The sequence below is a fragment of the Burkholderia sp. Bp9143 genome (assembly GCF_003853645.1).
GTDB lineage: Bacteria > Pseudomonadota > Gammaproteobacteria > Burkholderiales > Burkholderiaceae > Burkholderia.
Genome location: NZ_QTPO01000015.1, coordinates 29,861 through 54,789, shown reverse-complemented (window position 1 = coordinate 54,789; position 24,929 = coordinate 29,861). Strand labels below are relative to the sequence as shown.

General features: G+C 66.2%; 23 protein-coding genes. 4 read left to right on the top strand and 19 right to left on the bottom strand.

The annotated features are described in order from the left end of the window. Nucleotides 1-66: 66 nt before the first annotated feature. The 13 genes from clsB to DIE23_RS13660 form a co-directional block, all read right to left on the bottom strand. Nucleotides 67-1,341: a cardiolipin synthase ClsB gene (gene clsB / locus DIE23_RS13720; RefSeq protein ID WP_124612608.1), complete on the bottom strand. Its 1,275-nt coding sequence runs from the start codon at nt 1,339-1,341 to the stop codon at nt 67-69. Continuing rightward, nucleotides 1,338-1,832 (bottom strand): dihydroneopterin triphosphate diphosphatase, encoded by a 495-nt coding sequence (nudB, locus tag DIE23_RS13715; RefSeq protein ID WP_124612607.1) that lies wholly within the window; start codon nt 1,830-1,832, stop codon nt 1,338-1,340. Before nudB ends, clsB begins: the two co-directional genes overlap by 4 nt. A gap of 156 nt (nt 1,833-1,988) precedes the next feature. Beyond that, nucleotides 1,989-3,791: an aspartate--tRNA ligase gene (gene aspS / locus DIE23_RS13710; RefSeq protein WP_124612606.1), complete on the bottom strand. Its 1,803-nt coding sequence runs from the start codon at nt 3,789-3,791 to the stop codon at nt 1,989-1,991. 67 nt (nt 3,792-3,858) lie between these two features. Beyond that, nucleotides 3,859-4,509, bottom strand: a complete 651-nt coding sequence (locus DIE23_RS13705; protein WP_006477842.1) for a DUF502 domain-containing protein — start codon at nt 4,507-4,509, stop codon at nt 3,859-3,861. A 61-nt stretch (nt 4,510-4,570) separates the two neighbouring features. Beyond that, complete coding sequence (locus DIE23_RS13700) at nt 4,571-4,900, bottom strand: FmdB family zinc ribbon protein (RefSeq protein WP_124612605.1); 330 nt, start codon at nt 4,898-4,900, stop codon at nt 4,571-4,573. 95 nt (nt 4,901-4,995) lie between these two features. Continuing rightward, nucleotides 4,996-5,622 (bottom strand): SAM-dependent methyltransferase, encoded by a 627-nt coding sequence (locus DIE23_RS13695; RefSeq protein WP_124612604.1) that lies wholly within the window; start codon nt 5,620-5,622, stop codon nt 4,996-4,998. 17 nt (nt 5,623-5,639) lie between these two features. Then, nucleotides 5,640-7,217, bottom strand: a complete 1,578-nt coding sequence (ubiB, locus tag DIE23_RS13690) for a ubiquinone biosynthesis regulatory protein kinase UbiB (RefSeq protein ID WP_124612603.1) — start codon at nt 7,215-7,217, stop codon at nt 5,640-5,642. A 12-nt stretch (nt 7,218-7,229) separates the two neighbouring features. Beyond that, on the bottom strand, nt 7,230-7,856 hold the full coding sequence (locus DIE23_RS13685) for an SCP2 domain-containing protein (protein WP_124612602.1): 627 nt from the start codon (nt 7,854-7,856) through the stop codon (nt 7,230-7,232). A gap of 163 nt (nt 7,857-8,019) precedes the next feature. Continuing rightward, complete coding sequence (locus tag DIE23_RS13680) at nt 8,020-9,048, bottom strand: Tim44 domain-containing protein (RefSeq protein WP_124612601.1); 1,029 nt, start codon at nt 9,046-9,048, stop codon at nt 8,020-8,022. A gap of 41 nt (nt 9,049-9,089) precedes the next feature. Then, nucleotides 9,090-9,821, bottom strand: coding sequence for a bifunctional demethylmenaquinone methyltransferase/2-methoxy-6-polyprenyl-1,4-benzoquinol methylase UbiE (ubiE, locus tag DIE23_RS13675; RefSeq protein ID WP_124612600.1), 732 nt, complete (start codon nt 9,819-9,821; stop codon nt 9,090-9,092). Nucleotides 9,822-9,873: 52 nt separating this feature from the next. Beyond that, a complete protein-coding gene (locus DIE23_RS13670) occupies nt 9,874-10,287 on the bottom strand; it encodes a gamma-butyrobetaine hydroxylase-like domain-containing protein (RefSeq protein WP_011886002.1) in 414 nt (137 codons plus the stop codon). Then, the gene (locus DIE23_RS13665) at nt 10,284-10,727 is read right to left on the bottom strand and encodes an HIT family protein (RefSeq protein ID WP_021161324.1); all 444 of its coding nucleotides are present in this window, start codon (nt 10,725-10,727) and stop codon (nt 10,284-10,286) included. Before DIE23_RS13665 ends, DIE23_RS13670 begins: the two co-directional genes overlap by 4 nt. An 87-nt stretch (nt 10,728-10,814) precedes the next feature. After that, a complete protein-coding gene (locus tag DIE23_RS13660) occupies nt 10,815-14,834 on the bottom strand; it encodes a DUF3683 domain-containing protein (protein WP_124612599.1) in 4,020 nt (1,339 codons plus the stop codon). 575 nt (nt 14,835-15,409) lie between these two features. Here DIE23_RS13660 and ilvA point away from each other — a divergent pair. Then, a complete protein-coding gene (ilvA, locus tag DIE23_RS13650) occupies nt 15,410-16,933 on the top strand; it encodes a threonine ammonia-lyase, biosynthetic (protein ID WP_124612598.1) in 1,524 nt (507 codons plus the stop codon). Between the two features lie 12 nt (nt 16,934-16,945). Beyond that, nucleotides 16,946-17,770, top strand: a complete 825-nt coding sequence (gene queF, locus DIE23_RS13645) for an NADPH-dependent 7-cyano-7-deazaguanine reductase QueF (RefSeq protein ID WP_124612597.1) — start codon at nt 16,946-16,948, stop codon at nt 17,768-17,770. A 66-nt stretch (nt 17,771-17,836) separates the two neighbouring features. Here the strand turns inward: queF and DIE23_RS13640 are convergent, their stop codons facing one another. From DIE23_RS13640 to DIE23_RS13620, 5 genes are all read right to left on the bottom strand, one after another. Further along, nucleotides 17,837-18,274, bottom strand: a complete 438-nt coding sequence (locus tag DIE23_RS13640) for a hypothetical protein (protein WP_124612596.1) — start codon at nt 18,272-18,274, stop codon at nt 17,837-17,839. Beyond that, the gene (locus tag DIE23_RS13635) at nt 18,268-18,870 is read right to left on the bottom strand and encodes a peptidoglycan recognition family protein (RefSeq protein WP_260436057.1); all 603 of its coding nucleotides are present in this window, start codon (nt 18,868-18,870) and stop codon (nt 18,268-18,270) included. Before DIE23_RS13635 ends, DIE23_RS13640 begins: the two co-directional genes overlap by 7 nt. A gap of 399 nt (nt 18,871-19,269) precedes the next feature. Beyond that, nucleotides 19,270-19,656, bottom strand: coding sequence for a RidA family protein (locus tag DIE23_RS13630; RefSeq protein WP_006751946.1), 387 nt, complete (start codon nt 19,654-19,656; stop codon nt 19,270-19,272). Nucleotides 19,657-19,779: 123 nt separating this feature from the next. Further along, nucleotides 19,780-21,261 (bottom strand): amidohydrolase family protein, encoded by a 1,482-nt coding sequence (locus DIE23_RS13625; RefSeq protein WP_124612595.1) that lies wholly within the window; start codon nt 21,259-21,261, stop codon nt 19,780-19,782. Nucleotides 21,262-21,263: 2 nt separating this feature from the next. Further along, nucleotides 21,264-22,199: a MurR/RpiR family transcriptional regulator gene (locus DIE23_RS13620; protein WP_124612594.1), complete on the bottom strand. Its 936-nt coding sequence runs from the start codon at nt 22,197-22,199 to the stop codon at nt 21,264-21,266. A gap of 119 nt (nt 22,200-22,318) precedes the next feature. On the opposite strand from DIE23_RS13620, the gene DIE23_RS13615 reads away from it, so the two are divergent. Continuing rightward, a complete protein-coding gene (locus DIE23_RS13615) occupies nt 22,319-23,599 on the top strand; it encodes an amino acid deaminase (protein WP_124612593.1) in 1,281 nt (426 codons plus the stop codon). Nucleotides 23,600-23,764: 165 nt separating this feature from the next. Continuing rightward, complete coding sequence (locus tag DIE23_RS13610; protein ID WP_124612592.1) at nt 23,765-24,346, top strand: DJ-1/PfpI family protein; 582 nt, start codon at nt 23,765-23,767, stop codon at nt 24,344-24,346. Nucleotides 24,347-24,466: 120 nt separating this feature from the next. Here DIE23_RS13610 and DIE23_RS13605 read toward each other — a convergent pair whose 3' ends face one another. Continuing rightward, entirely contained in the window at nt 24,467-24,913 is a 447-nt protein-coding gene (locus DIE23_RS13605; protein WP_124612591.1) for a MarR family winged helix-turn-helix transcriptional regulator, read from the bottom strand. Nucleotides 24,914-24,929: the final 16 nt, after the last annotated feature.

Here is a 24,929-nt window from a genome sequence, read left to right as displayed (position 1 = left end):
GGGACCGGAGCGGCTTTTCCGCACGAACGTGCGGACAGATTTCATGAAGCGGATACTGAATCCGTGTCAGTCGTAACCGCCGACCGTCAGCGCCTTCATCACGAGGCGGTATGTGTTGTATGCCAGCCAGTTCAGCATACGCTCGATGCGCGGCCGTGCGGCGTACCGGGCGGCATCGATTTCGCGGCCTTCGGAGAAGGCGGCCGCGATCGCGTCGCGCAGTTCGTTCGTGACCGCATCGTAGCGCACCAGCACGACGTTCGCCTCGTTGTTCAGCATCAGGCTCAGCGCGTCCAGGTTCGACGAGCCGACGGTCGCCCAGTTGTCGTCGATCACGGCCACCTTGCCATGCAGGATCGTCTTGTCGTATTCGGCGACACGCACGCCCGCGCGCAGCAGCGCGTGATACAGGAACGGCACGGCCGTATCGAGCGCCGTGAATTCCTTGCGGCCGATGAGTATTCGCACGTCGACGCCGCGGCGTGCAGCGCCCGTCAGTGCACGGCGCAGCTTGCGGCCCGGCATGAAGTACGGATTCGCGAGCAGGATCCGCTGGCGCGCCTGGCCGATCGCGGCGAGATAGGCCTTCTCGATCGCGCGGCGGTTCACGACGTTGTCGCGCGCGACGAATGCGACGCTCGGCTCCGTCACGACCCGCAGCGCACCGGCCTTGATCCACCGGTGGCTGCGCATCCAGCGCCGGAACATGTTCGGGAACGCTTCGCCGCCGTGCAAACCGGCCGCGTACTGCGCGTACGGCTTGTGGCCAAACTGGATGCGGTGCCACTGCAGCTCGAACGCGGCGCGCACGTCCGAAACTGCCGGCCCGGCCATCTCGACCGCGAAATCCCAGCGCGGAAACGGCAGCATGGCGCTGCCCTGCGTGTAGTCGTCGACGATGTTGATGCCGCCGCAGAACGCGACCGCATGATCGATCACCGCGAGCTTGCGGTGCGTGCGCGAGAAGCCGAAACGGCCGAACAGGAAGCGGTTGTAGATGCAGTGCTCGACGCCGGCCTCGGCCCACGCGTCGAACAGCGGCAGGCGCGCGGTGCCGATGCCGTCGGTGATCACGCGAACGCGCACGCCGCGCCGCGCCGCGCGGATCAGCGCATCCGACACCGGGCGACCGGCCGCGTCGTCGCAGAAGATGTAGGTTTCGAGCATCACCTGCTCGCGCGCCGCATCGATCCGCTCGATCAGCGCGTGGAAGAACTCATTGCCCGTCTCGCACAGCCGAACCGTGTTGCCGGCCGTGAACGCGAGCCGCGACGCGGAGCCGCGCTCCTGCAGGAACATCTGCCGCAATTGCGCGAAGCGCTTGCGGGTTTCCGCATTCATGCGGACGAGCCGTGCGGCGCCCGCGCGAGCGACACGCGCACGGGCAGTTGCAGGATCGCTTCGGCATTCGACGGCGAGAAGCAGCGCGCGGCCGCTTCGCGGAACGGCAGCCACGCATGATCGACATGCTCGCGCGGCGACAGCGTCACGTCGACGCGGCGCGGCACGCACAGGCCGAACCAGTGCTCGACGTTGCGCGTGACGCCCGGCGCATAGCGATGCAGGTATTGCGGATAGATCGTGTATTCGATCCGGTGATGCCAGTCGACCAGCGCGGTGGCCGGCACGTCGGGCGACCCGACGGAGATGCCGGTTTCCTCGACGACCTCGCGCGCGGCCGTGAGTGCGAGCGGCTCGTCGAGCGCGTCCTTCGATCCGGTCACCGATTGCCAGAAATCGGGCTGGTCGGCACGCTTGATCACCAGCACGTCGAGGTCGGGCGTGTAGATCACGACGAGAACGGATTCGGGGATTTTCGGCGGCTTCGTCATCTTTGTTTCATGCGGCACAGGGCCGTGCGCCGGGCCTGGGCCCGAACGTGCGGCAAGTGCTGCGACTGTACCGCAAAAAACGAAAAAGGCGCACAACGGCGCCTTTTTCGTTGGGCGTCGTGCGCGCGTCGCCGCGCACACGACCTGTGACAAGCGTTACGCCTTCGGCTGTTCCGGCTGACGCAGACGGATGTGCAGTTCGCGCAGCTGACGCTCGTCGACCGGGCTCGGCGCCTGCGTGAGCAGATCCTGCGCACGCTGCGTCTTCGGGAACGCGATCACGTCGCGGATCGAGTCGGCACCGGCCATCATCGTGACGATGCGGTCGAGGCCGAATGCGATACCGCCGTGCGGCGGCGCGCCGTACTGCAGCGCGTCCAGCAGGAAGCCGAACTTCAGTTGCGCTTCTTCCGCACCGATCTTCAGCGCGCGGAACACCTTGCTCTGCACTTCCTCGCGGTGGATACGCACCGAGCCGCCGCCGATTTCCCAGCCGTTCAGCACCATGTCGTATGCCTTCGCGAGGCAACGGCCCGGATCGGTCTCGAGGTACTCGAGGTGCTCGTCCTTCGGGCTCGTGAACGGGTGGTGCGCCGCGACGTAACGCGCATCTTCGTCGTCGTATTCGAACATCGGGAAGTCGACGACCCACAGCGGCTTCCAGCCGGCCTGGACGAGGCCGTTCGCCTTGCCGAATTCCGAATGGCCGATCTTCAGGCGCAGTGCGCCGAGGCTGTCGTTGACCACCTTCGCGCGGTCGGCCGCGAAGAAGATGATGTCGCCGTCTTCAGCGCCGGTGCGCTCGAGGATCGCCGCGATCGATGCGTCGTGCAGGTTCTTGACGATCGGGCTTTGCAGGCCGTCGCGGCCCTTCGCCTTCTCGTTGACCTTGATCCATGCGAGGCCCTTCGCGCCGTAGATGCGCACGAATTCCGTGTAGCCGTCGATGTCGCCGCGCGACAGTTCGCTGCCCTTCGGCACGCGCAGCGCCGCGACGCGGCCGTCCTTCGCGTTGGCCGGCGTGCTGAACACCTTGAAGTCGACGTCCTTCATCGCGTCGGTCAGCTCGGTGAATTCGAGCTGCACGCGCAGGTCCGGCTTGTCCGAACCGAAACGCGCCATCGCTTCCGAGTACGGCATCACCGGGAATTTCGCGTCGAGTTCGACGTCGATCGTCGTCTTGAAGATGTGACGGATCATGTCTTCGAACAGGTCGCGGATTTCCTGCTCGCCGAGGAACGACGTCTCGCAGTCGATCTGCGTGAATTCCGGCTGACGGTCGGCACGGAGGTCTTCGTCGCGGAAGCACTTGGTGATCTGGTAGTAACGGTCGAAGTTCGCGACCATCAGCAACTGCTTGAACAGCTGCGGCGACTGCGGCAGCGCGAAGAACTGGCCCGCGTTCACGCGCGACGGCACGAGGTAGTCGCGCGCGCCTTCCGGCGTGCTCTTCGTCAGCATCGGCGTTTCGATGTCGATGAAGCCCTGCTCGTCGAGGTACTTGCGCGCTTCGATCGCGACACGGTAGCGCAGGCGCAGGTTGTGCTGCATCTGCGGACGGCGCAGGTCGAGCACGCGGTGCGTGAGGCGCGTCGTTTCCGACAGGTTGTCGTCGTCGAGCTGGAACGGCGGCGTGACCGACGCGTTCAGCACGATCAGCTCGTGGCACAGCACTTCGATCTTGCCGCTCTTCAGACCGGCGTTGACCGTGCCTTCCGGACGGTTGCGCACGAGACCCTTGATCTGCACGCAGAACTCGTTGCGCACGCCTTCGGCGGTCGCGAACATGTCCGCGCGATCCGGGTCGCACACCACCTGCACGAGGCCTTCACGATCGCGCAGGTCGATGAAGATCACACCGCCGTGATCGCGGCGGCGCTGCACCCAGCCGCACAGCGACACGGTTTGGCCCAGCAGGTGTTCGGTCACGAGACCGCAGTATTCAGTACGCATCGACATGATGTTTGCTTTCGTTCGGTTTGATCAACGGGTGCCGCAACGTGCGGCCCGGGCGATGATTCTTTACTTACAGCGGCGGCTCGACGGGACGGCGGGCGGGCGCCGGAGCCGGCGCCGAAGGCGCCACGACGCCCATCGAGACGATGTACTTGAGCGCGGCATCGACCGACATGTCGAGTTCGATGACTTCGCTCTTCGGCAGCATCAGGAAGAAGCCAGACGTCGGGTTCGGCGTCGTGGGCACGTACACGCTCACGTACTCTTCCGTCAGATGGTTGACCACGTCGCCGCCGGGCGTGCCGGTCAGAAACGCAATCGTATACGAGCCGCGACGCGGGTATTCGATCAGCAGCGCCTTGCGGAACGCGTTGCCGCTGCTCGACAGCAGCGTGTCCGACACCTGCTTGACACTCGTGTAGATCGGCCCGACGACCGGGATGTGACGCACGACCGCGTTCCACCACGTGACGAGCTTCTGGCCGATGAAGTTCTGCGTGGCCAGCCCGACGACGAAGATGAACGCGAGCGTCAGCACCGCGCCGATCCCCGGCAAATGGAAGCCGAGCATCCGCTCCGGCTGCCACGATTCGGGCAGCAGCAGCAGCGTCTGGTCCATCGTGCCGATGATGAGGCCGAGCACCCACAGCGTGATCGCGAGCGGGACGAGAACCAGCAGGCCGGTCAGAAACACCGTTTTCAGGGTCGTCTTTTTCATCATCTGCCGTCAATGAACCGCGCCGGAAGCGCGGGTTGGTCGCGACCCGGCCGGGCCGCGACGGTCAACTGCCGGCGGCGGGCGCTGCAGCCGGGGCCGGCGCGGCGCTCGTCGTCGTACTTTCGGAACTCGCGGCAGCAGGCGCGGCTGCGGCTGGTGCCGCCGTGCCCGTGTCGCCGGACGCCGTCGCCGGCGCGCTGATGCCGCCCGAGCCACCGCGGAAATCGGTGACATACCAGCCGGAGCCCTTCAACTGGAAGCCGGCGGCGGTGACCTGCTTGCGAAAAGCATCCTTCCCGCATTCGGGGCACTGCGACAGCGGCGCGTCGCTCATCTTCTGGAGCACGTCCTTCGCGAAACCGCACGCTTCGCATCGATAGGCGTAGATCGGCATGATATTTTTCCCGCAGAAACTGGAAACGGCTTGCAAAACCTTGAATTATATCCGAAACCCCGGCGCGCTCCGGCAACGGCCGCAACACGCGGGCTTCAGCGACGGCGCCACGTGAGCCAGCGCTCGTGTCCTTCGAACACGGCCAGCGAATCGGTCACCGGCAGATCCTCGATCAGTTCGAAGTGCGGCGCGAGCAGCGCGTCAAGTTCGGCACGCTCGATGCCGAACGGCGGCCCCTTCGGTTTCTTCGTCACGAAGAAATAACCGGCCAGCAATCCGTCCGCCGGCAGCAGTTCCACCATCCGCGCCGCATAGTCGGCACGCATGGCCGGCGGCAGCGCGCACAGGAACGCGCGCTCGTACACCCACTGCACGACGAACGGCGGCTGGTACGCGAAGAAATCGGCCTGCTCGACGACGTCCGCGTGTGCGCCAAGCTGCACCTTCGCGGCCGCCACCGCCTGCGCGGCAAAATCGATCGCGCGCACGGGCCAGCCGGACTGCGCGAGCCAGCCGGCCTCCTGCGCACTACCGCAGCCGGGGATCAGCACCGCGCACGGCTCGCGCCGCCGCGCAAACGCGCGAAACCCGTCCGGCACGCCGCCGAATTCCCACGGCGTCACGCCACGGGCGAAACGCTCGTCCCAGAACGACGCGTTGCCGGGGTCGCGCGTCGCGAAATCGGCGGCGCTCGGCGCGGACGGTTGTTTCGGTTCGGACATCGCTCCAGTCCTTTCGGTCATGCGCCGTACGCAAGCGCGAGCAGCACGCGCGCGACGAGCGCCCCGACGCCGACGGCAAGACCGAAGATCAGCAATGCCTGCAGCAGCCGGTTGGTACGTTTCTGCTCGACGAGGATCTGGCGCATCAGGTCCTCGCTCGCCGCGCGCGGTGCGTCGTGGCGCGCCGCCATCGCGTGGTGGATCAGGCGCGGCAGTTGCGGCAACGTCTTGCTCCACTGCGGCGCCTCGACCTTGAAACGCTCGTACCAGCCGCGCAGGCCGATCTGCTCGGTCATCCAGCGCTCGAGATACGGCTTCGCGGTCTTCCACAGGTCGAGTTCGGGATCGAGCGAGCGGCCGAGCCCCTCGACGTTCAGCATCGTCTTCTGCAGCAGTACGAGTTGCGGCTGGATCTCGACGTTGAAGCGGCGCGACGTCGAGAACAGGCGCATCAGCACCTGGCCGAGCGAGATGTCCTTCAGCGCGCGGTCGAAATACGGCTCGCACACCGCGCGGATCGCGCTTTCGAGTTCCTCGACGCGCGTCTCGGGCGGCACCCAGCCCGATTCGAGGTGCAGCGTCGCGACGCGGTGGTAGTCGCGCTTGAAGAACGCGAGGAAGTTCTGCGCGAGGTAGTTCTTGTCGAAATCCGACAACGCGCCGACGATCCCGAAATCGAGCGCGATGTAGCGGCCGAACGTGTTCGGGTCGAGGCTCACCTGGATGTTGCCCGGGTGCATGTCCGCATGGAAGAAGCCGTCGCGGAACACCTGCGTGAAGAAGATCTCGACGCCTTCGCGCGCGAGCTTCTTGATGTCGACGCCGGCCGAGCGCAACGTCTCGACCTGGCTGATCGGCACGCCGGTCATGCGCTCCATCACGAGCACCTGCGACGTCGAGAAATCCCAGAACATCTCGGGCACGAGCAGCAGGTCGAGGCCCGCGAAGTTGCGGCGCAGCTGGCTGCCGTTCGCGGCCTCGCGCATCAGGTCGAGTTCGTCGTGCAGGTACTTGTCGAATTCGGCGACGACTTCGCGCGGCTTCAGGCGCCGCCCGTCGGCCCACATGCGTTCCGTCCACGTCGCGATGTCGCGCATCAGCGCGAGGTCGGAATCGATCACCGGCAGCATGTTCGGGCGCAGCACCTTGACCGCGACGGCCTTGCCCGCATGCGGGCCCTGCTTCAGCTTCGCGAAATGCACCTGTGCGATCGACGCGCTCGCGATCGGCTCGCGCTCGAATTCGTCGAACAGCTCGTCGACCGGCGCGCCGAGCGACTTCTCGATGATCGCGATCGCGACCGCCGAATCGAACGGCGGCACCTGGTCCTGTAGCTTCGCGAGTTCGTTTGCGAAATCGACCGACAGCAGGTCGCGCCGTGTCGACAGCACCTGGCCGAACTTCACGAAGATCGGGCCGAGGCTTTCGAGCGCGCGACGCAGCCGCACGGCGGGCGGATCGGAATAGCGGCGGCCGATCGTCGTGATCCGCAGCAGCAGCTTCACGCGCCGGTCGTCGATCCGGGACAGCATCACTTCGTCGAGGCCAAAGCGGATGACGGTGTAGACAATCTTGATGAAACGGAAAATGCGCATGCCCTGCGGCCCTCAGTGCGCGCCGCGCGGGCCGGAGCCCGTGCGCGCGCCGATTTTTTGTTCGAGTCGCTCGACCCGTTTTTCGACCCGCGCGAGCGCATCGCGCGCACGCGCCAGTTCGGCGTCGAAGCCGCCAAGCACCGTGCGCCGGACGACTTGCGGGTTCTCGTCGAGCCAGTACTCGGCGACGGAATCGAGCACGTTGCGGCCGGTGCGGCGCGCGTGCGCGCCGGCGTCGCGCACGACCGTCGCGATCCGGTACGCCGCCGCGTCGCCGACCAGCTTCGCGAGATCTTCCTCAGGTTCCCAGCGCAGGTGCTCGGCCAGCTTCGCGATCTGCGTCGCGAACTCCGCGTCGCCGTCGATCTTCACGTGCTTCATCACGGCCACCTGGCCGCCCTGCAGGAATGCGGCGACCGTGTCGCCCGCGAGCGCGATCGACACGTCGACGTGTTGCGCATCGTGCGCTTCCACCGCGGACAGGTAGCCGTCGGGCTGCACGAGCAGCGTGAGCGTGACGGGCGGCACGTCGAGCCGGGCGGTCTTGCCCGCGTAGGGGATCAGGCGGTCGCGCGCCCATGATTCACGCGCGAGCAGGTGATTGACAGCAGCAGCAAAAGGCTTGGCGGCAAAGGTCATCGTGCTGGTAAAGAAAAAACCCGCGCAGGCCGGGCGCCCACGCGGGTTTCTATTGTAACGTCGGATCGTCGGCAGACCGCGGCCAACCGCACACCCGGGCGGCAAGCGGTCGCAGTGCGGCGGCCGTCGCCCGGGCAGCCGGCAAGCCGGCCGCCGGTCACGCTCAGTGCGTGTTGATCTGCTGGATACCCGCGAGCAGCCAGCCCTGGCTGCCCGACTTCGACAGGTTCCACACCTCGTCGAACGGTGCCGCCGACGCATTCGCCGATTCGCGGATCAGCCCGTGGAAACGCACGCTCGCCGACTGCTCGATGCCGCGATCCTCGATCGCGACCAGTTCCGCGTCGAGCTGAACGACATCGGTCTGGTTCGCCTCATTGCCGCGCGAATCAAGGTCGATCTTGATCTCGGCGAACATTTCCGGCGTCGTGAACTCGCGGATGTCGGCCAGGTTGCCCTGGTCCCATGCGGCCTGCAGGCGCACGAAGTAGACCTTCGCGCTACGCAGGAACGCTTCGGTATCGAAGCCGGCCGGCACCTGCAGCGGTGCGGCCGCCATCGCGCCCGCCGCGCCGGCGGCCGCTGCGCCGCCGCCGAACACGCCCTGCGCTTCGTTCGCGTAGCTGCTGCCGCTGCCGGCGTAGTTGCTGCCGGTGCTGCCTTGCTGGAACGACGGGCTCTGCGAGTAGCCGCCCGACGACGAGGCCGAACCGCCCACCGAGTACGCCGGTTCCTGCGGACGGCGACGGTTCATGAACTTGCGGATCAGCCAGATCCCGACCATCGCCAACAGTGCGATCACGATGACGTTCGCCATCATGCTCGCGAACGCGCCGCCGAGGCCGAAGTGCGACAGCAGCGCCGCGATGCCGAGGCCGGCCGCGAGACCGGCGATCGGCCCGAGCCAGCGCGAGCGGTTCGGCTGCGCGGCCGGGGCGGCCGGGTTCGCGCGCTGCGCCTGCGCCGGCGCGGCCTGCTGCATCGGTTGCTGCGCGGGCGGCGTGGCCTGGCGCTGCGTGACGGTGGAACTCTGGCGGCCGATGCTGCGCCCGCCGCCCATGCGCTTGGCTTCAGCGTCGAGCGATGCGAACGTGCCGGCCGTGAGCAGGCCGACCATCAGCAACGTGCCGACCCGTCGAGCCCACGGCTTCGACGGCTTGCTACGGTTGAACAACGAACGCGATTCGGACATCAGCTTCTCCAGATGTAAGACGAATGTAGGGAAAGAACCCCTTAGTACTTGGTTCCTAGGTGTAAAGCTACCACGCCACCTGACAAATTGTAATATTTGACGGCGTCGAGGCCCGCTTGTTCCATCATCGTCTTCAGCGTGTCCTGATCGGGGTGCATCCGGATAGATTCAGCAAGATACCGGTAACTTTCAGCATCTTTCGCGAACTTGTCGCCAAGCCACGGTAATACTTTGAAAGAATACAGGTCGTACGCTTTTTTCAGCGGATCCCAGACTTTCGAGAATTCCAGCACCATCACGCGGCCGCCGGGCTTCGCGACACGGCGCATCTCGGCGAGCGCGGCGTCCTTGTGCGTCATGTTGCGCAGCCCGAACGCGACCGTGACCACATCGAAGTAGTTGTCCGGAAAGGGAATTTTCTCCGCGTCGCACAGGAGCGACGGCGTCACGACGCCCTTGTCGAGCAGCCGGTCACGACCGACGCGCAGCATCGATTCGTTGATGTCGGTGTGCCAGACCTCGCCCGTCGGGCCGGCCGCCTTCGCGAACGCCTTGGTCAGGTCGCCGGTGCCGGCCGCGATGTCGAGCACCTTGAAACCGGGGCGCACGTTCGCCTGCGCGATCGTGAACGCCTTCCACGCGCGGTGCATGCCGGCCGACATCAGGTCGTTCATCAGATCGTAGTTGCTCGCGACCGAATGGAACACGCCCGCCACTTTCTTCGCTTTTTCGTTTTCCTCGACGCTTTCGAAGCCGAAGTGGGTTTTGCTCATCGCGTTGATCCTCAGTAAATGGCAAGACGGCGCCGAACGGGCGCCGTCGATTTCAGTGGCAGTGGCCGTGCGGCGCGGGGGCCGCCTGCATCGGGGCGTCGCGTTCGACGCCCGCCGCCTTCAGTTTGTCGAAATAGTCGCGCCACAGCGCGTCCTGCTGCGTCGCCAGTTCGTACAGCAGATCCCACGAGTAGATGCCGGTCGAATGGCCGTCGGAGAACGTCGGCTGCAGCGCGTAGTTGCCCACGCCCTCGAGCGCGGTGATCGTCACCTCGCGCTTGCCCGTCTGCAGCGTCTCCTGGCCGGGCCCGTGGCCGCGCACCTCGGCCGACGGCGAATAGACGCGCATCAGCTCGAACGGAATCCGGTAGCTCTCGCCGTTCGGGTACTGCAATTCGAGCACGCGCGACACCGCGTGCACGACGACGCCGGACGGAATCGGCGTCGTGGAAGTCAAACCGCTCATGGCTGCCTCGAATCGGTCATGCGTTGAATTTCCTCGCGCACCGCATTGTGCAGCAGCGAGGCCTGCGCCGCGCGCGTGCGCAGCAGCGCCTCGGACACGCTGCGCTGGCGCGGCGCCCAGACAGGCTGCGGGAAATGGGCGTCGTTGGAGAAGCGCGGGATCACGTGCCAGTGCACGTGTGGCACCATGTTGCCGAGGCTCGCGAGATTCACCTTGTTCGGCTGCATCACGCGGCGCACGGCCCGCTCCACCGCGTACACCACGCGCATCAGGTGTGCCCGCTCTGGCTCGCCGAGATCGGAGAACTCGGCCACGTGCGTGCCCCAGATCACCCGGCAGAAGCCCGGGTACTCGTGCTCGCCCGTCGCGAGCACGACGCGCAGCGCATCGTCCTGCCAGAGCACCTCGCCGCCGTCTTCACGGCAAAACACGCATTCCATCGTCGCTCCCAAGTGGACGGGCGCCGGCGCTGATGCGCCGGCGCCCGCTCTCATCCCTAGCCCGGCCAGGCGGTCGTCATGCCCGCATTAGACCAGCACGCGCTCGATCCCGCCATTGTTCGCGTGTGCGACATAGTCGGCCATCCAGTTCTCGCCGAGCACCTGGCGCGCGATCTCGACCACGATGTAGTCGGCCTCGATGTTCGCGTCCTCGTTATAGCGCGACAGGCCCTGCAGGCACGACGGGCAGCTCGTCAGGATCTTCACGTCCGGGCCGTTCGCGGCGGCCGGCGCGGGCGCGCCGCCGGCCACGACCGGGATGCTGCGCAGCTTCGCGGCGCCCTTGCGGATTTCCTCTTCCTTGCGGAAGCGGACCTGCGTGGACACGTCCGGGCGCGTGACCGCGAGCGTGCCCGATTCGCCGCAGCAGCGGTCGTTCTTCTCGATCTTGTAGCCGTCCTTCTCCGCGCCCATCAGCTCGTTGACGAGCTTCACAGGGTCCATCGTCTTGATCGGCGTGTGGCACGGGTCGTGATACATGTAGCGCGTGCCCGTCACGCCATCGAGCTTCATCCCCTTCTCGAGCAGGAACTCGTGGATGTCGATGATCCGGCAGCCCGGGAAGATCTTGTCGAATTCGTAGCCTGCGAGCTGGTCGTAGCAGGTGCCGCACGACACGACCACCGTCTTGATGTCGAGGTAGTTCAGCGTGTTCGCGACCCGGTGGAACAGCACGCGGTTGTCGGTGACGATCTTCTCGGCCTTGTCGTACTGGCCCGAGCCGCGCTGCGGATAGCCGCAGCACAGGTACCCCGGCGGCAGTACGGTCTGCACGCCGGCTTCCCACAGCATCGCCTGCGTCGCGAGGCCGACCTGCGAGAACAGGCGCTCGGAGCCGCAGCCCGGGAAGTAGAACACCGCTTCCGAATCGACGGTCGTCGACTTCGGGTTGCGGATGATCGGCACGATCTTGTTGTCCTCGATGTCGAGCAGCGCGCGCGCCGTCTTCTTCGGCAGGTTGCCCGGCATCTTCTTGTTGACGAAGTGGATCACCTGCTCGACGACAGGCGGCTTGCCGACTGTCGCCGGCGGGTGCTGGGTCTGCTTCGTCACGACCTTCTTCAGCATGTCGTTCGCGAAGCGCTGCACCTTGTAGCCGACGCCCATCATCACGCTGCGCGCGGCGTTGATCGTCTGCGGATTGGTCGCGTTCAGGAAGAACATGCCCGCCGCATTGCCGGCATTGAATTTCTTCTTGCCCATCTTGCGCAACAGGTTGCGCATGTTCATCGTGACGTCGCCGAAGTCGATCTTCACCGGGCACGGTGTCGCGCACTTGTGGCACACCGTGCAGTGGTCGGCCACGTCGTTGAACTCGTCCCAGTGCTTGATCGACACGCCGCGGCGCGTCTGTTCCTCGTACAGGAACGCCTCGACCAGCAGCGAGGTCGCGAGGATCTTGTTGCGCGGGCTGTACAGCAGGTTCGCGCGCGGCACGTGGGTCGCGCACACCGGCTTGCACTTGCCGCAGCGCAGGCAGTCCTTCACCGAATCGGCGATCGCGCCGATGTCGGACTGCTGCATGATCAGCGACTCGTAGCCCATCAGCCCGAAGCTCGGCGTGTACGCGTTGCGCAGGTCGGCGCCGTCGAGCAGCTTGCCCTTGTTGAAGCGGCCGTTCGGGTCGACGCGCTGCTTGTACGCGCGGAATTCGGCGATCTCGTCGTCGGTCAGGAACTCGAGCTTCGTGATGCCGATCCCGTGTTCGCCGGAGATCACGCCGTCGAGCGAACGCGCGAGCGTCATGATGCGCGCGACCGCCGCGTGCGCGTCCTGCAGCATCTCGTAGTTGTCGGAGTTGACCGGCAGGTTCGTGTGGACGTTGCCGTCGCCCGCGTGCATGTGCAGCGCGACGAACACGCGGCCGCGCAGCACCTGCTTGTGGATCGCCTGCGCTTCGTCGAGGATCTGCTTGAACGCGCCGCCGTTGAAGATCGCACGCAGTTCCGCGCGGATCTCCTGCTTCCACGAGATGCGGACCGTGCGGTCCTGCGTGACGTGGAACACGGTCGCGCCCGGCTGCTCGTCCGCGCGATCGGCGAACTTCTCGGCCAGCGCCTCGTAGCCGAGCTGCACGAGGTAGTGCTGCGCCTCGCGCAGCGGCTGGTCGAGCCGGTCGCGCACGAATTCCCAGCGCGCACGCACGCGCTTAAGCAATTCGAGCGCCTGCTGGACACGGTCCTCGAGCAGTTCGGCACTCGGGATCTCGTTCGCGTCGTCGGTCTTGCCGAGCGGCAGGTTGCCGGCGCGGAAGAACGCTTCGAGCGCGTCGACCAGTTGCAGCTTGTTCTTCAGCGACAGTTCGATGTTGATCCGCTCGATGCCGTCGGTGTACTCGCCCATCCGGTTCAGCGGGATGACGACGTCCTCGTTGATCTTGAACGCGTTGGTGTGCTTCGCGATCGCGGCCGTGCGGCTGCGGTCGAGCCAGAAGCGCTTGCGCGCCTCCGCGCTGATCGCGACGAAGCCTTCGCCGCTCTTGCCGTTCGCCATCCGGATTACTTCGGACGTCGCGTGCGCGACCGCATCGGCGTCATCGCCGACGATGTCGCCGATCAGCACCATCTTGGGGAATGCGTTGCGCTTGCTCTTGGTCGCGTAGCCGACCGCGCGCAGGTAGCGCTCGTCGAGGTGCTCGAGACCCGCGAGGATCGCGCCGCCCTGCTTCGACGTCTCGAACAGGTAGTCCTTGATCTCGACGATGCTCGGGATCGCCTCGCGCGCCTGGCCGAAGAATTCGAGACAGACGGTGCGCGTGTGCGCGGGCATCTTGTGCAGCACCCAGCGCGCGGACGTGATCAGCCCGTCGCAGCCTTCCTTCTGCACGCCCGGCAGGCCGGCGAGGAACTTGTCGGTCACGTCCTTGCCGAGGCCTTCCTTGCGGAACCGGCGGCCTTCGATCTCGAGCATCTCGGTCTTCAGCAGCTTCTCGCCCGGCGCGTACGCGCCGTCGAACCACTTCAGCTCGAAACGCGCGACCGCGATGTCGTGGATCTTGCCCTGGTTGTGCTCGTGGCGCGTGACTTCGAGCCAGTTGCCGTCCGGGTCGACCATCCGCCACCAGGCCAGGTTGTCGAGCGCGGTGCCCCACAGCACGGCCTTCTTGCCGCCGGCGTTCATCGCGACGTTGCCGCCGATGCACGATGCGTCGAGCGAGGTCGGATCGACCGCGAACACGTAGCCGGCCGCTTCCGCGGCTTCCGTCACGCGGCGCGTGACGACGCCCGCGCCAGAGAAGATCGTCGGCACCTTGTGCGCGACGCCCGGCAGTTCGGTGAGCTCGACCGCGCCGAGCTGTTCGAGCTTCTCGGTGTTGATCACCGCGGAGAACGGCGTGAGCGGCACCGCGCCGCCCGTGTAGCCGGTGCCGCCGCCGCGCGGGATCACGGTCAGGCCGAGCTCGAAGCACGCCTTGATCAGCGCCGCGATCTCGGCTTCGGTATCGGGGGTCAGCACGACGAACGGGTATTCGACGCGCCAGTCGGTCGCGTCGGTCACGTGCGACACGCGCGACAGCCCGTCGAAGCGGATGTTGTCCTTCTGCGTGCAGCGGCCGAGCGCCTTGGTCGCGCGGCGGCGCAGGTCGGCCATCTTGTCGAATTCGTCGGCGAACTCGTCGACCGCGCGCTGCGCGGCGGCCTCGAGCATCTCGACGCGTTCGGCGCGTTCGCGGCCCGCGTCGTCGTGGTGCGCGGTCAGGTCGGCGCGGCGGCGCTTGCCGATCTCGGTCAGGCGGTGGTTCAGCGCCTCGATCAGGAGCGCGCGGCGCTTCGGGTTGTCGAGCAGGTCGTCCTGCAGGTACGGGTTGCGGCGCACGACCCAGATGTCGCCGAGCACTTCATACAGCATCCGTGCCGAGCGGCCCGTGCGGCGTTCCGCGCGCAGCTCGTCAAGCACCGACCACGCCTCCGCGCCGAGCAGGCGGATCACGATCTCGCGGTCGGAGAAGGACGTGTAGTTGTAGGGAATCTCGCGCAGTCGGGGCGCGGGGTCGGCGGCGACGGCGGCGGCCGCGCCATGCGGATCGAAAACTTGTGGTGCGTTCATGTTCGGACGACTCGGAGGGCCGATACACCGTGCACGGGCGTCGGCAAGCGCGTGGGCGCAATCTTGGGGAAATCTGTTCTGGTGCCAGGCGCGCGACTATCTCGCATGGGGCCGGAGCGGGTCTGGACTCACCGTTCCTGGCCGGCAGGGCCTGGCGGCACTCGAGGCCATCAGCACGATCGCGCGCGGCGCGCGTGCCGCTCCGCCGCGGGGCTGGCAGCGCGCGGCGACGGCTTCAACGGGGCGATCCGAGGGTGCCTCTGCATCTTCCGATCCTTGATTCAAAACGGAATTCTAACTCATGATCGGCCCGTGCGTGGCACGCCGGACAGGTCGTGGGGCTATCGCGCCAACCCGCACCAGGCTTGGTTCGGCGCGGTTTTGCGCCGGCATTCGCCATCCGTCCGGTCGGTAACCATGCGGTTAAACCGGTAAAAAAGGACACTTCACGTGGCAAACACGCCCGCCGGCGCGGTTCCGCGACCGCGTGCCCGGCATGCCGCTTGCGTGCGGACGGACCCTTGGCGCTATCATTGATCTTTTACCGTCTGCTTCCGCACTGCACGCGAGCGCCCATGGCATCCCACGATTACCTGAAGAAAATCCTCACCGCGCGCGTCTACGACGTCGCGCTCGAAACGGAACTCGAACCCGCCCGCAACCTGTCGGCCCGGCTGCGCAACCCCGTTTACCTGAAGCGCGAGGACAACCAGCCGGTGTTCTCCTTCAAGCTGCGCGGCGCGTACAACAAGATGGCGCACATTCCGACCGACGCGCTCGCGCGCGGCGTGATCACGGCGTCGGCCGGCAACCACGCGCAGGGCGTCGCGTTCTCGGCGGCCCGGATGGGCATCAAGGCCGTGATCGTCGTGCCCGTCACGACGCCGCAGGTGAAGGTCGACGCGGTACGCGCGCACGGCGGCCCGAGCGTCGAGGTGATCCAGGCGGGCGAGTCGTACAGCGATGCGTACGCGCATGCCGTGAAGGTGCAAGCGGAACGCGACCTCACGTTCGTCCACCCGTTCGACGATCCGTACGTGATCGCCGGCCAGGGCACGATCGCGATGGAAATCCTGCGCCAGCACCAGGGCCCGATTCACGCGATCTTCGTGCCGATCGGCGGCGGCGGGCTCGCGGCCGGCGTGGCTGCCTACGTCAAGGCGGTGCGGCCCGAGATCAAGGTGTTCGGCGTGCAGGCCGAGGATTCGTGCGCGATGGCGCAGTCGCTGCAGAAGGGCGAACGCGTCGAGCTGGCCGAGGTCGGCCTGTTCGCGGACGGCACCGCGGTGAAGCTCGTCGGCGAGGAAACCTTCCGGCTGTGCCGCGAATTCCTCGACGGCGTCGTGACGGTCGACACCGACGCGCTGTGCGCGGCGATCAAGGACGTGTTCCAGGATACGCGCAGCGTGCTCGAGCCGTCCGGCGCGCTCGCGGTCGCGGGCGCGAAACGCTATGCGGAACGCGAAGGGATCGAGAACCAGACGCTCGTCGCGGTCACGTCCGGCGCGAACATGAACTTCGACCGGATGCGCTTCGTTGCCGAACGCGCGGAAGTCGGCGAGGCACGCGAAGCCGTGTTCGCGGTCACGATCCCCGAGGAGCGCGGCAGCTTCAAGCGCTTCTGCTCGCTCGTCGGCGACCGCAATGTGACCGAGTTCAACTACCGGATCGCCCATGCGCAGTCCGCGCACATCTTCGTCGGCGTGCAGATCAAGCGGCGCGACGAGTCGGCGGAGATCGCCACGAACTTCGAGTCGCACGGCTTCAAGACCGTCGACCTGACGCACGACGAATTGTCGAAGGAACACATCCGCTACATGGTGGGCGGCCGCTCGCCGCTCGCGCTCGACGAACGCCTGTTCCGCTTCGAATTCCCGGAACGGCCGGGCGCGCTGATGAAGTTCCTGTCGTCGATGGCGCCGGACTGGAACATCAGCCTGTTCCACTACCGCAACCAGGGTGCGGACTACAGCTCGATCCTCGTCGGGCTGCAGGTGCCGCAGGCCGATCGCGCCGAGTTCGAACGCTTCCTCGCGGCGCTCGGCTATCCGTATGTCGAAGAGAGCGCCAATCCGGCTTACCGCCTCTTCCTGTCGTAAAGGCTTCGTGCAATGAATCCCGAACATTCCCCGCTCGGCAAGGCGACCGTCTACGCCGTGCAGTACGACGCGTCGCTGCTGTTCCCGATCCCGCGCGCCGGGGCGCGCGAGCAGCTCGGCATCACGTCGGCGCTGCCGTTCTTCGGCACCGACATCTGGAACGCGTACGAGCTGTCGTGGCTCAACGCGCGCGGCAAGCCGCAGCTCGCGGTCGCGACGTTCTTCGTGCCGGCCGAATCGCCGAACATCGTCGAATCGAAGTCGTTCAAGCTGTACCTCGGTTCGTTCGCGCAATCGAAGTTCGACTCGATCGATGCGGTGCGCGACGCGCTGAAGCGCGACGTGTCGGCCGCGTGCGGCGCGAGCGTGTCGGTGCAGCTCGTGTCGCCGCACGATTTCGGCAAGCTCGAGATGGAAGAACTCGACGGGCTGTCGCTCGACCGCCTCGACCTCGATACCGACGTGTACGAACCGGATCCGTCGCTGCTGTCGGCCGCCGAGGACGAAGCGCCGGTCGAGGAAACGCTCGTGTCCGACCTGCTGCGCTCGAACTGCCCGGTCACCGGCCAGCCCGACTGGGGCAGCGTGCAGATCCACTACGTCGGGCCGCAGATCGACCATGCGGGCCTGCTGCGCTACATCATCTCGTTCCGCAATCACACGGGCTTTCACGAGCAGTGCGTCGAGCGGATCTTCCTCGACATCCTGCATGCGTGCAAACCGGTGAAGCTCGCGGTGTATGCGCGGTATACGCGCCGCGGCGGGCTCGACATCAACCCGTTCCGCACGAACTACAACCAGCCGATGCCGGATAACGCGCGGACGGCGCGGCAGTAAATGAGTGTGTTGGCGGGGCATCTTGCGGTCCGCCAACCCTGCCTGCTTGCGGAAGGGCGCGTCTCTCTAATTCGGCGCGAACACGGCGGCCCGGCACTTCGGACAATACAGGTAGATTGTTCGACCATCGTGCGTGGAAATGAAGCCTCGCCTTGCTTGGTCTATCCTCCACTTCGCCGCGCCACTATCCGCGAAACGTGCTTTGCCTTCGGCATAGCAATTCGCGGCGTCCAGATCATGGCTGTACGCCCGTTCCGTTACGCGGCCCGCATGCTTGAAAAACGCGCTGACATCCGCACGCCGAAGAACGAACGTACGACACATCTCCGCCGTTTCGTCCCCGCTGATGTCAGCCGACCACGCACCGTTTCTGACGATTTCGACTGACTCCGGCACAACAGCGGGCACCGCGCCGCGAGGCGATACCCTATTGGACAGCGTGCCCGCAACCGCACCGTGGTTGAGCAAGAGCGCCAACATCAAAATTGCGATCCGAATCACCATTTCACCCTCGCCGCCTCCGTCCGGTTCTTCCGCGATACTACCGGGTGACGAAAAACCTCTGTCATCGGAACACGTAGCGTTACCGAAAGGGCGTGGATGAGCCATCGTAACGAGTCATTTTGAGCGTCAGGCGCAGCGACGTAGATTCGTCGATCGGGGTTGGGCTCATTGAGCGGTAGAGCTTCCCCGACCAATTCCACGCCAATGCTGTCTGTATTGGAAGGGTAACGGTCCGGGACTATCTTACGCATCTCGCGCTGGTTTTCGCCACGCGGGTCAAAACGGCGAAGTTGCTGCAGTTCGACCGGCGTGCAACGCATTTCGGCTACACAGCGCGCCTTGATTCGACCAACATGCCAAGTCTGCTTCTTCAAAGATGCCGTCTGATAAATCGTTCCATCTTTTTCAATCAGAAAATGCGCGCCAGTAGCAGACGCATTCTGATAACTGTTGAGAGCAGAAGCCGCAGCTGAACCACCCGTTTGATGGACGACGATCCCACTAACCCTCTTCATCGCACCGCGCTCGATTTGAATTTTTCTGGCCCGCACTACGCGCGGAGTCACAAGCATTCCACTGGAATCAATCGACAGCACCCAATACCCTCCCGTTTGATTACGGCATATCGCCTCGAGTTTTGCGCCTATCGGTTAGTCCCTCTGATCTGACAAAGAACTCAATCTCGTTCCAACGCACGCTTTCCATCAAAACACCTTGCCCTTTGGTTTGAAAAGGCGGTTGTACCAGGCGAATCGCACCATACATCCGCGGCTCGCTGTCACAGCCCGCTCAGACGCGTGTGTCACTTTGAGACCCGTTAGAAAAACTTCGTCACACAATGCAAAGTTCCGGTGCCGCTCACACCGACTTCAACCGAGTTGTATTTGAACGCCCTCCGTCCATGCGATCGCCTTCGCATCGACTTCGTCAAATGCAAAAAGCCGGTGCATACCAATGCACCGGCCCTGTGTCGTACAGTTTTTGCCCTTGCCGCGTTACTTCGCCGGCGCCTTGTAAGCGATGCAGTCGACCTCGACCTTGCAGTCGATGACCATGCTCGACTGCACGCACGCACGTGCCGGCGGATGCTCGCCGAAGTACGACACGAACACCTTGTTGAACGACGCGAAATCGCGCGCGTCGTCGAGCCACACGCCGCAGCGCACGACGTGTTCGAGGCCGTAGCCGGCTTCCTTCAGGATCGCGATCACGTTCTCGATCGTCTGCTTCGACTGCGTGACGATCCCGCCCTCGACGACCTCGCCGTTCACCATCGGCGTCTGGCCCGACACGTACAGCCAGCCGTCGGCCTCGACCGCGCGTGCAAACGGCATCACCTGGCCGCCGGTACCCTTCGCTTCGCCTACGCCATATCGCTTCATCGTTTCCCTCCTTGTTGGTCGACCGGCATCGGCGCGCAAGCGCCCGCGCCAGTCCCATGCAACGCACGGTTGCGGATGCGCGCGCCGACATGGCGCACGCGGCAAATCGGATCGGGACCGCGTTCAGAACGCGGCGTCGGCACTCGCCGGCACGCGCTCGCCGCGCGCGACGAAACCGCCGGCGCGCTCGCCGGTCGGCTGGCCGTTCTCATAGGTCAGCACGCCGTTCACCCACACCGCATCGATCCCGAGCGCGGGCTGCTGCGGCTTCTCGAACGTCGCGGCATCGATCACGCGCGCCGGATCGAACAGCACGAGATCCGCGTGATAGCCGACGTGCACTTCGCCGCGCCGCGCGATCCCGTAGCGGCGCGCGGACAGCGACGTCATCTTGCGGATCGCTTCCTCGAGCGGCAGCAGGTTCGTGTCGCGCACATAATGGCCGAGCACGCGCGGGAACGCGCCCCACAGCCGCGGGTGCGGCAGCGGATCGTTCGGCAGGCCGTCCGAGCCGACCATCGTCGCCGGGTGCGACAGGATCCGCCGCACGTCGTCCTCGGACATGTTGTGGTACACGGCGCCGGCCGGGCGGATCCGCTGCGCTGCCTCCTGCTCGGTCACGCCCCAGTCGGCCGCGATCGCCTTCAGCAGCTTGCCGGCGACTTCCGGATGCGGCTCCGACCACGTGATCGTGATGTCGATGTCGCCCGTCACCTGCTTCAGGTCGAGCGTCGACGAACTGCGGCTGTACGGATAGCAGTCGCAGCCGACCGGCTGGTAGCGGCGCGCGCCTTCGAGCGACGCGAGCACCTCGGTGCTGCGCCCCCAGTTCGACGGGCCCGCGCACTTCAGGTGCGAGATCACGACCGGCACCTGCGCATGACGACCGACGCGGTAGGCCTCGTCCATCGCATCGAGGATCGCGTCGAACTCGGTGCGCATGTGCGTCGTGTACAGCGCGCCCGCATTCGCGAGCGGCTCGGCGAGCGCCATCACCTCCTCGGCCGGCGCCGCGAACGCGGAGCCGTACGCGAGGCCCGACGACAGCCCGAGCGCGCCGTTCGCGAGCGCCTCCTCGAGCTGCGTGCGCATCCCGGCGATTTCGCCGTCTGTCGCCGCGCGGTCGAGGCGGTCCATCTGGTTGTTGCGCAGCGCGGTGTGCCCGACGAGCGCCGCGACGTTCACGGCCGGACGCGCGTCGTTGACGGCCGCGACATAGGCGGCGAAGGTCGGGTAGCGGAATGCGTCGCGATCGCCGAGCAGGTTCATCGGATCGGGCGGATCGCCCGCGAGCGTCACCGGCGACGCGCTGATCCCGCAGTTGCCGACGATCACGGTCGTCACGCCCTGCGAGATCTTCGGCAGCATCTCCGGCGCGCGGATCACGTGCGTGTCGTCGTGCGTATGGACGTCGACGAAGCCGGGCGCGAGCGCGCGGCCGTTCGCATCGACGACGGTCTCGGCGAGCCAGTTCGACAGGTTGCCGATCGCCGCGATCACGCCGTTGCGGATCGCGACGTCGCGCGTGACGGTCGGCGCGCCGGTGCCGTCGTACAACTGCGCGCCGACGATCAGCGTATCGGCGGCTTCGGGATGCGAATGCATGGTCAGTCTCCTACCGGTTGACGGTCTCCGCCGCCGCGGTGCGCATCGAGCGCATGCTTGATGCGGCGCAGCGATTCTCGGCCCGCATCGCCGAGCCGCAATGCGACTCCGGTGACGAGCACGTCGATCGCCATCATCATCGCGTAGCGCGATGTCGAAGGCTTGTAAATGAAATCGGTTTCGAACGCGACGACCGGGATCAGGTGGTCGGCAAGCTGCGCGAGCGGCGAAGCCGGCGCGGTGATCGCAATCAGCTTCGCGCCGTAGCGCTTCGCGAGGCGGCAGCTCTCGAGCAGCTCGGGCACGCGCCCGCTCACCGACAGCGCGACGACCACGGCGTCGCGCGACAGCGTCGCGGACACCATCCGCTGCAGCAGGCTGTCCTGGTAGCTCGCGACCGGCCGGCCGAAGCGCACGAGCCGGAAGCGCAGTTCATCGGCGAGCGCGGTCGAGCCGCCGCCCTGCCCGTACACGTAGATCATCTTCGCGCCGGCGAGCAGGTCGGCCGCCGCGTCGAACGACGTGTTGCGCAGCAGCTGGTGGTTGTGCGCGAGGGCCACGCGGATCTCGTCGTAGACGACCGATGCCGGGCTCGCGTCCTCGTCGGCATGCTCGTCGGACGGCACGAGAAAGCGCTGCCCGACAGCCGCCGCCTGCGCGACGAGCACCTTCAGTTCGCGCACGTCGCGACAGCCGACGGCCTTCGCGAAACGCGTGACGGTCGCGACGCTGACCTCCGCGTCGCGCGCGAGCGCGCCGATGCTCGCATGCGCGGCACGCGCGAGATCGGCGAGGATGAACGCCGCGACCTTGCGTTCGGCCTCGCGCAACTCGGGCGCGCATTCGGCGATCCGCGCGACGATGTCGAGGACCGGCTGTGCAACCGAAGCCGGTTGCTCGGCTGCGAACGGAGCGGACGGGGTGGCGGGCGTATTCATCTGCTGAAAAGGGTGTGGCGCTTTATGTTACTAAATAACATCACCGCGCCGATGCTACTTTCTGTACCATCTGCATGTCAACTTCAGTGCAATGCATAGTGATGATGGAGCGGGATGACATGAAAGTTACAAACTATCAGGAACCGACAATCAATCCGTTGGGCAAGGGTCTCGGCAACCTGCCGAGCGCGAGCGTGCCGCTCGACGACGCAGCCCGCCTCGAGTGGAACCTGCTCGCGGAAGATGTCAGCCTGCCGGCCGCCGTGCTGTACGCGGATCGCATCGAACACAATCTGAACTGGATGCAGGCGTTCGTCCAGCAGTACGGCGCTCAGTTCGCGCCGCACGGCAAGACGACGATGGCGCCGCAACTGTTCCGCCGCCAGCTCGCCGCCGGCGCATGGGGCATCACGCTCGCGACCGCGCACCAGACGCAGGCCGCGTATCACGGCGGCGTGCGGCGCGTGCTGCTCGCGAACCAGCTGGTCGGCCGCCAGAACATGACGATCATCGCCCAGCTGCTGTCCGATCCCGAGTTCGAATTCTTCTGCCTCGTCGATTCGGCCGACAGCGTCGACCAGCTCGGCCGTTTCTTCGGCGATGCGAAGAAAACGCTGAACGTGCTGATCGAACTCGGCGTGCCGGGCGGCCGCGCGGGCGTGCGCGATGCCGCGCAGCGCACCGCCGTGCTCGACGCGATCGCGCGCTATCCGGACACGCTGAAGCTGGCCGGCATCGAACTCTATGAAGGCGTGCTGAAGGAGGAAGGCGAGATCCGCACGTTCCTGCAGGACGCGGTCGCGCTCACGCGCGAGCTGGCGGAAGCCGGCCGTTTCGCGCGCACGCCGGCGATCCTGTCAGGCGCCGGCTCGGCTTGGTACGACGTGGTCGCTGAGGAATTCGCGAAGGCGTCCGACGCTGGTTTCGCGGAAGTCGTGCTGCGTCCGGGCTGCTATCTGACGCACGACGTCGGCATCTACAAGAAAGCCCAGACCGACGTGTTCGCGCGCAACCCGATCGCCCGCAAGATGGGCGAAGGACTGCTGCCGGCACTGCAACTGTGGGCATACGTGCAGTCGGTGCCGGAAGCCGACCGTGCGATCATCGCGCTCGGCAAGCGCGACGCGGCGTTCGACGCGGGCCTGCCCGAGCCGGCGCGCCACTTCCGCCCGGGCCGCGACAGCGCGCCGCGCGACGTCGCCGCGAGCGAAGGCTGGGCCGTCACCGGGATGATGGACCAGCACGCGTACCTGCAGATCCCGCCGGGCGCGGACGTGAAGGTCGGCGACATGGTCGCGTTCGACATCTCGCACCCGTGCCTGACGTTCGACAAGTGGCGCCAGCTGCTCGTCCTCGATCCGCAGTTCCGCGTGACGGAAGTCGTCGAAACCTTCTTCTGACGCACCCGCGCACACCGCCCCGCCGCGGCGCGGGGCGGCCGTCACGCGCGCTTCAATCTGCCGGAGTACACTGCGCTTTCGTCCTCGGGACCGCTTCGCCGCCGTAGCGCCCGTCTGCCGCATACGGCGCGAACGGACCCTCAACGCTGTTCAATGGAGAAAGCCATGGCCGCGAAGAAGATCCTGTTCCTGACCGGCGATTTCGCCGAAGACTACGAAACGATGGTGCCGTTCCAGGCGCTGCTGGCCATCGGCCATCACGTCGATGCAGTCTGCCCGGGCAAGCGCGCGGGCGACAAGGTCAAGACCGCGATCCACGATTTCGAGGGCGACCAGACCTACACCGAAAAACCCGGCCACAACTTCACGCTGAACGCGACGTTCGACGACGTCGATGCGTCGGGCTACGACGCACTCGCGATCGCGGGCGGCCGCGCGCCGGAATACCTGCGTCTCGATGCGAAAGTAATCGCACTGGTGCGCGCGTTCGCCGAAGCCGGCAAGCCGATCGCCGCGATCTGCCATGCGGCGCAGCTGCTCGCGGCCGCCGACGTGATCCGCGGCAAGCGCATCTCGGCCTACCCGGCCTGCGCGCCCGAAGTGAAGCTCGCGGGCGGCGAGTATGCAGAGATCCCGGTCGATGCGGCCGTGACCGACGCACCGTTCGTCACCGCACCCGCATGGCCCGCGCATCCGGCATGGCTCGCGCAGTTCCTCGCGCTGCTGGGCACGCGCATCGAGCTGTGAACCCGGTTGAATGAGATGAAGTGAAACACCGGCCGGCGGCGGGTTCGTGCGACCCGTATGCCGTGCCGATCAAGATCGGCCGACGGGGTGCGCCCCGTCGTGCCGCGTCCGCCCTGCCCTTCAGTGCGGCGCCGGCGTCGAGCCGACTTCCGCAATCCGCGACTCCAGCATCGCCAGCGCGCCCGACAGTGCAGTCAGCACGTCGTCCGGCAGTTGCGCCATCGTCTGTTCGAGGAACGCCTTGCGGCGCGGCAGGCACGCGTCGAACGCGGCGCGGCCTTCGGCCGTCAGCGTGACGTTGGTCACGCGGTTGTCGCGGGCGTCGGACGCGCGCTCGATCCAGCCGAGCGCGTCGAGCGATTTCAGCTGGCGCGTGAGCGCGCCCGGATCGATGCGCAGCACCTCGACGAGCTTCTTCTGCGACGAATGCCCGCCCATCGTGTGCAGCGCAACCATGATGCGCCAGCGCGGCATCGGCTGCCCGACGTGCGTTTCGAACGCGGTCATGAACGCGCGATACGTGCGTCCGAATTGCTGCAAGATCGCGACGCGGTCCTGTTCTTCCATGCGCTGATTTCTACTC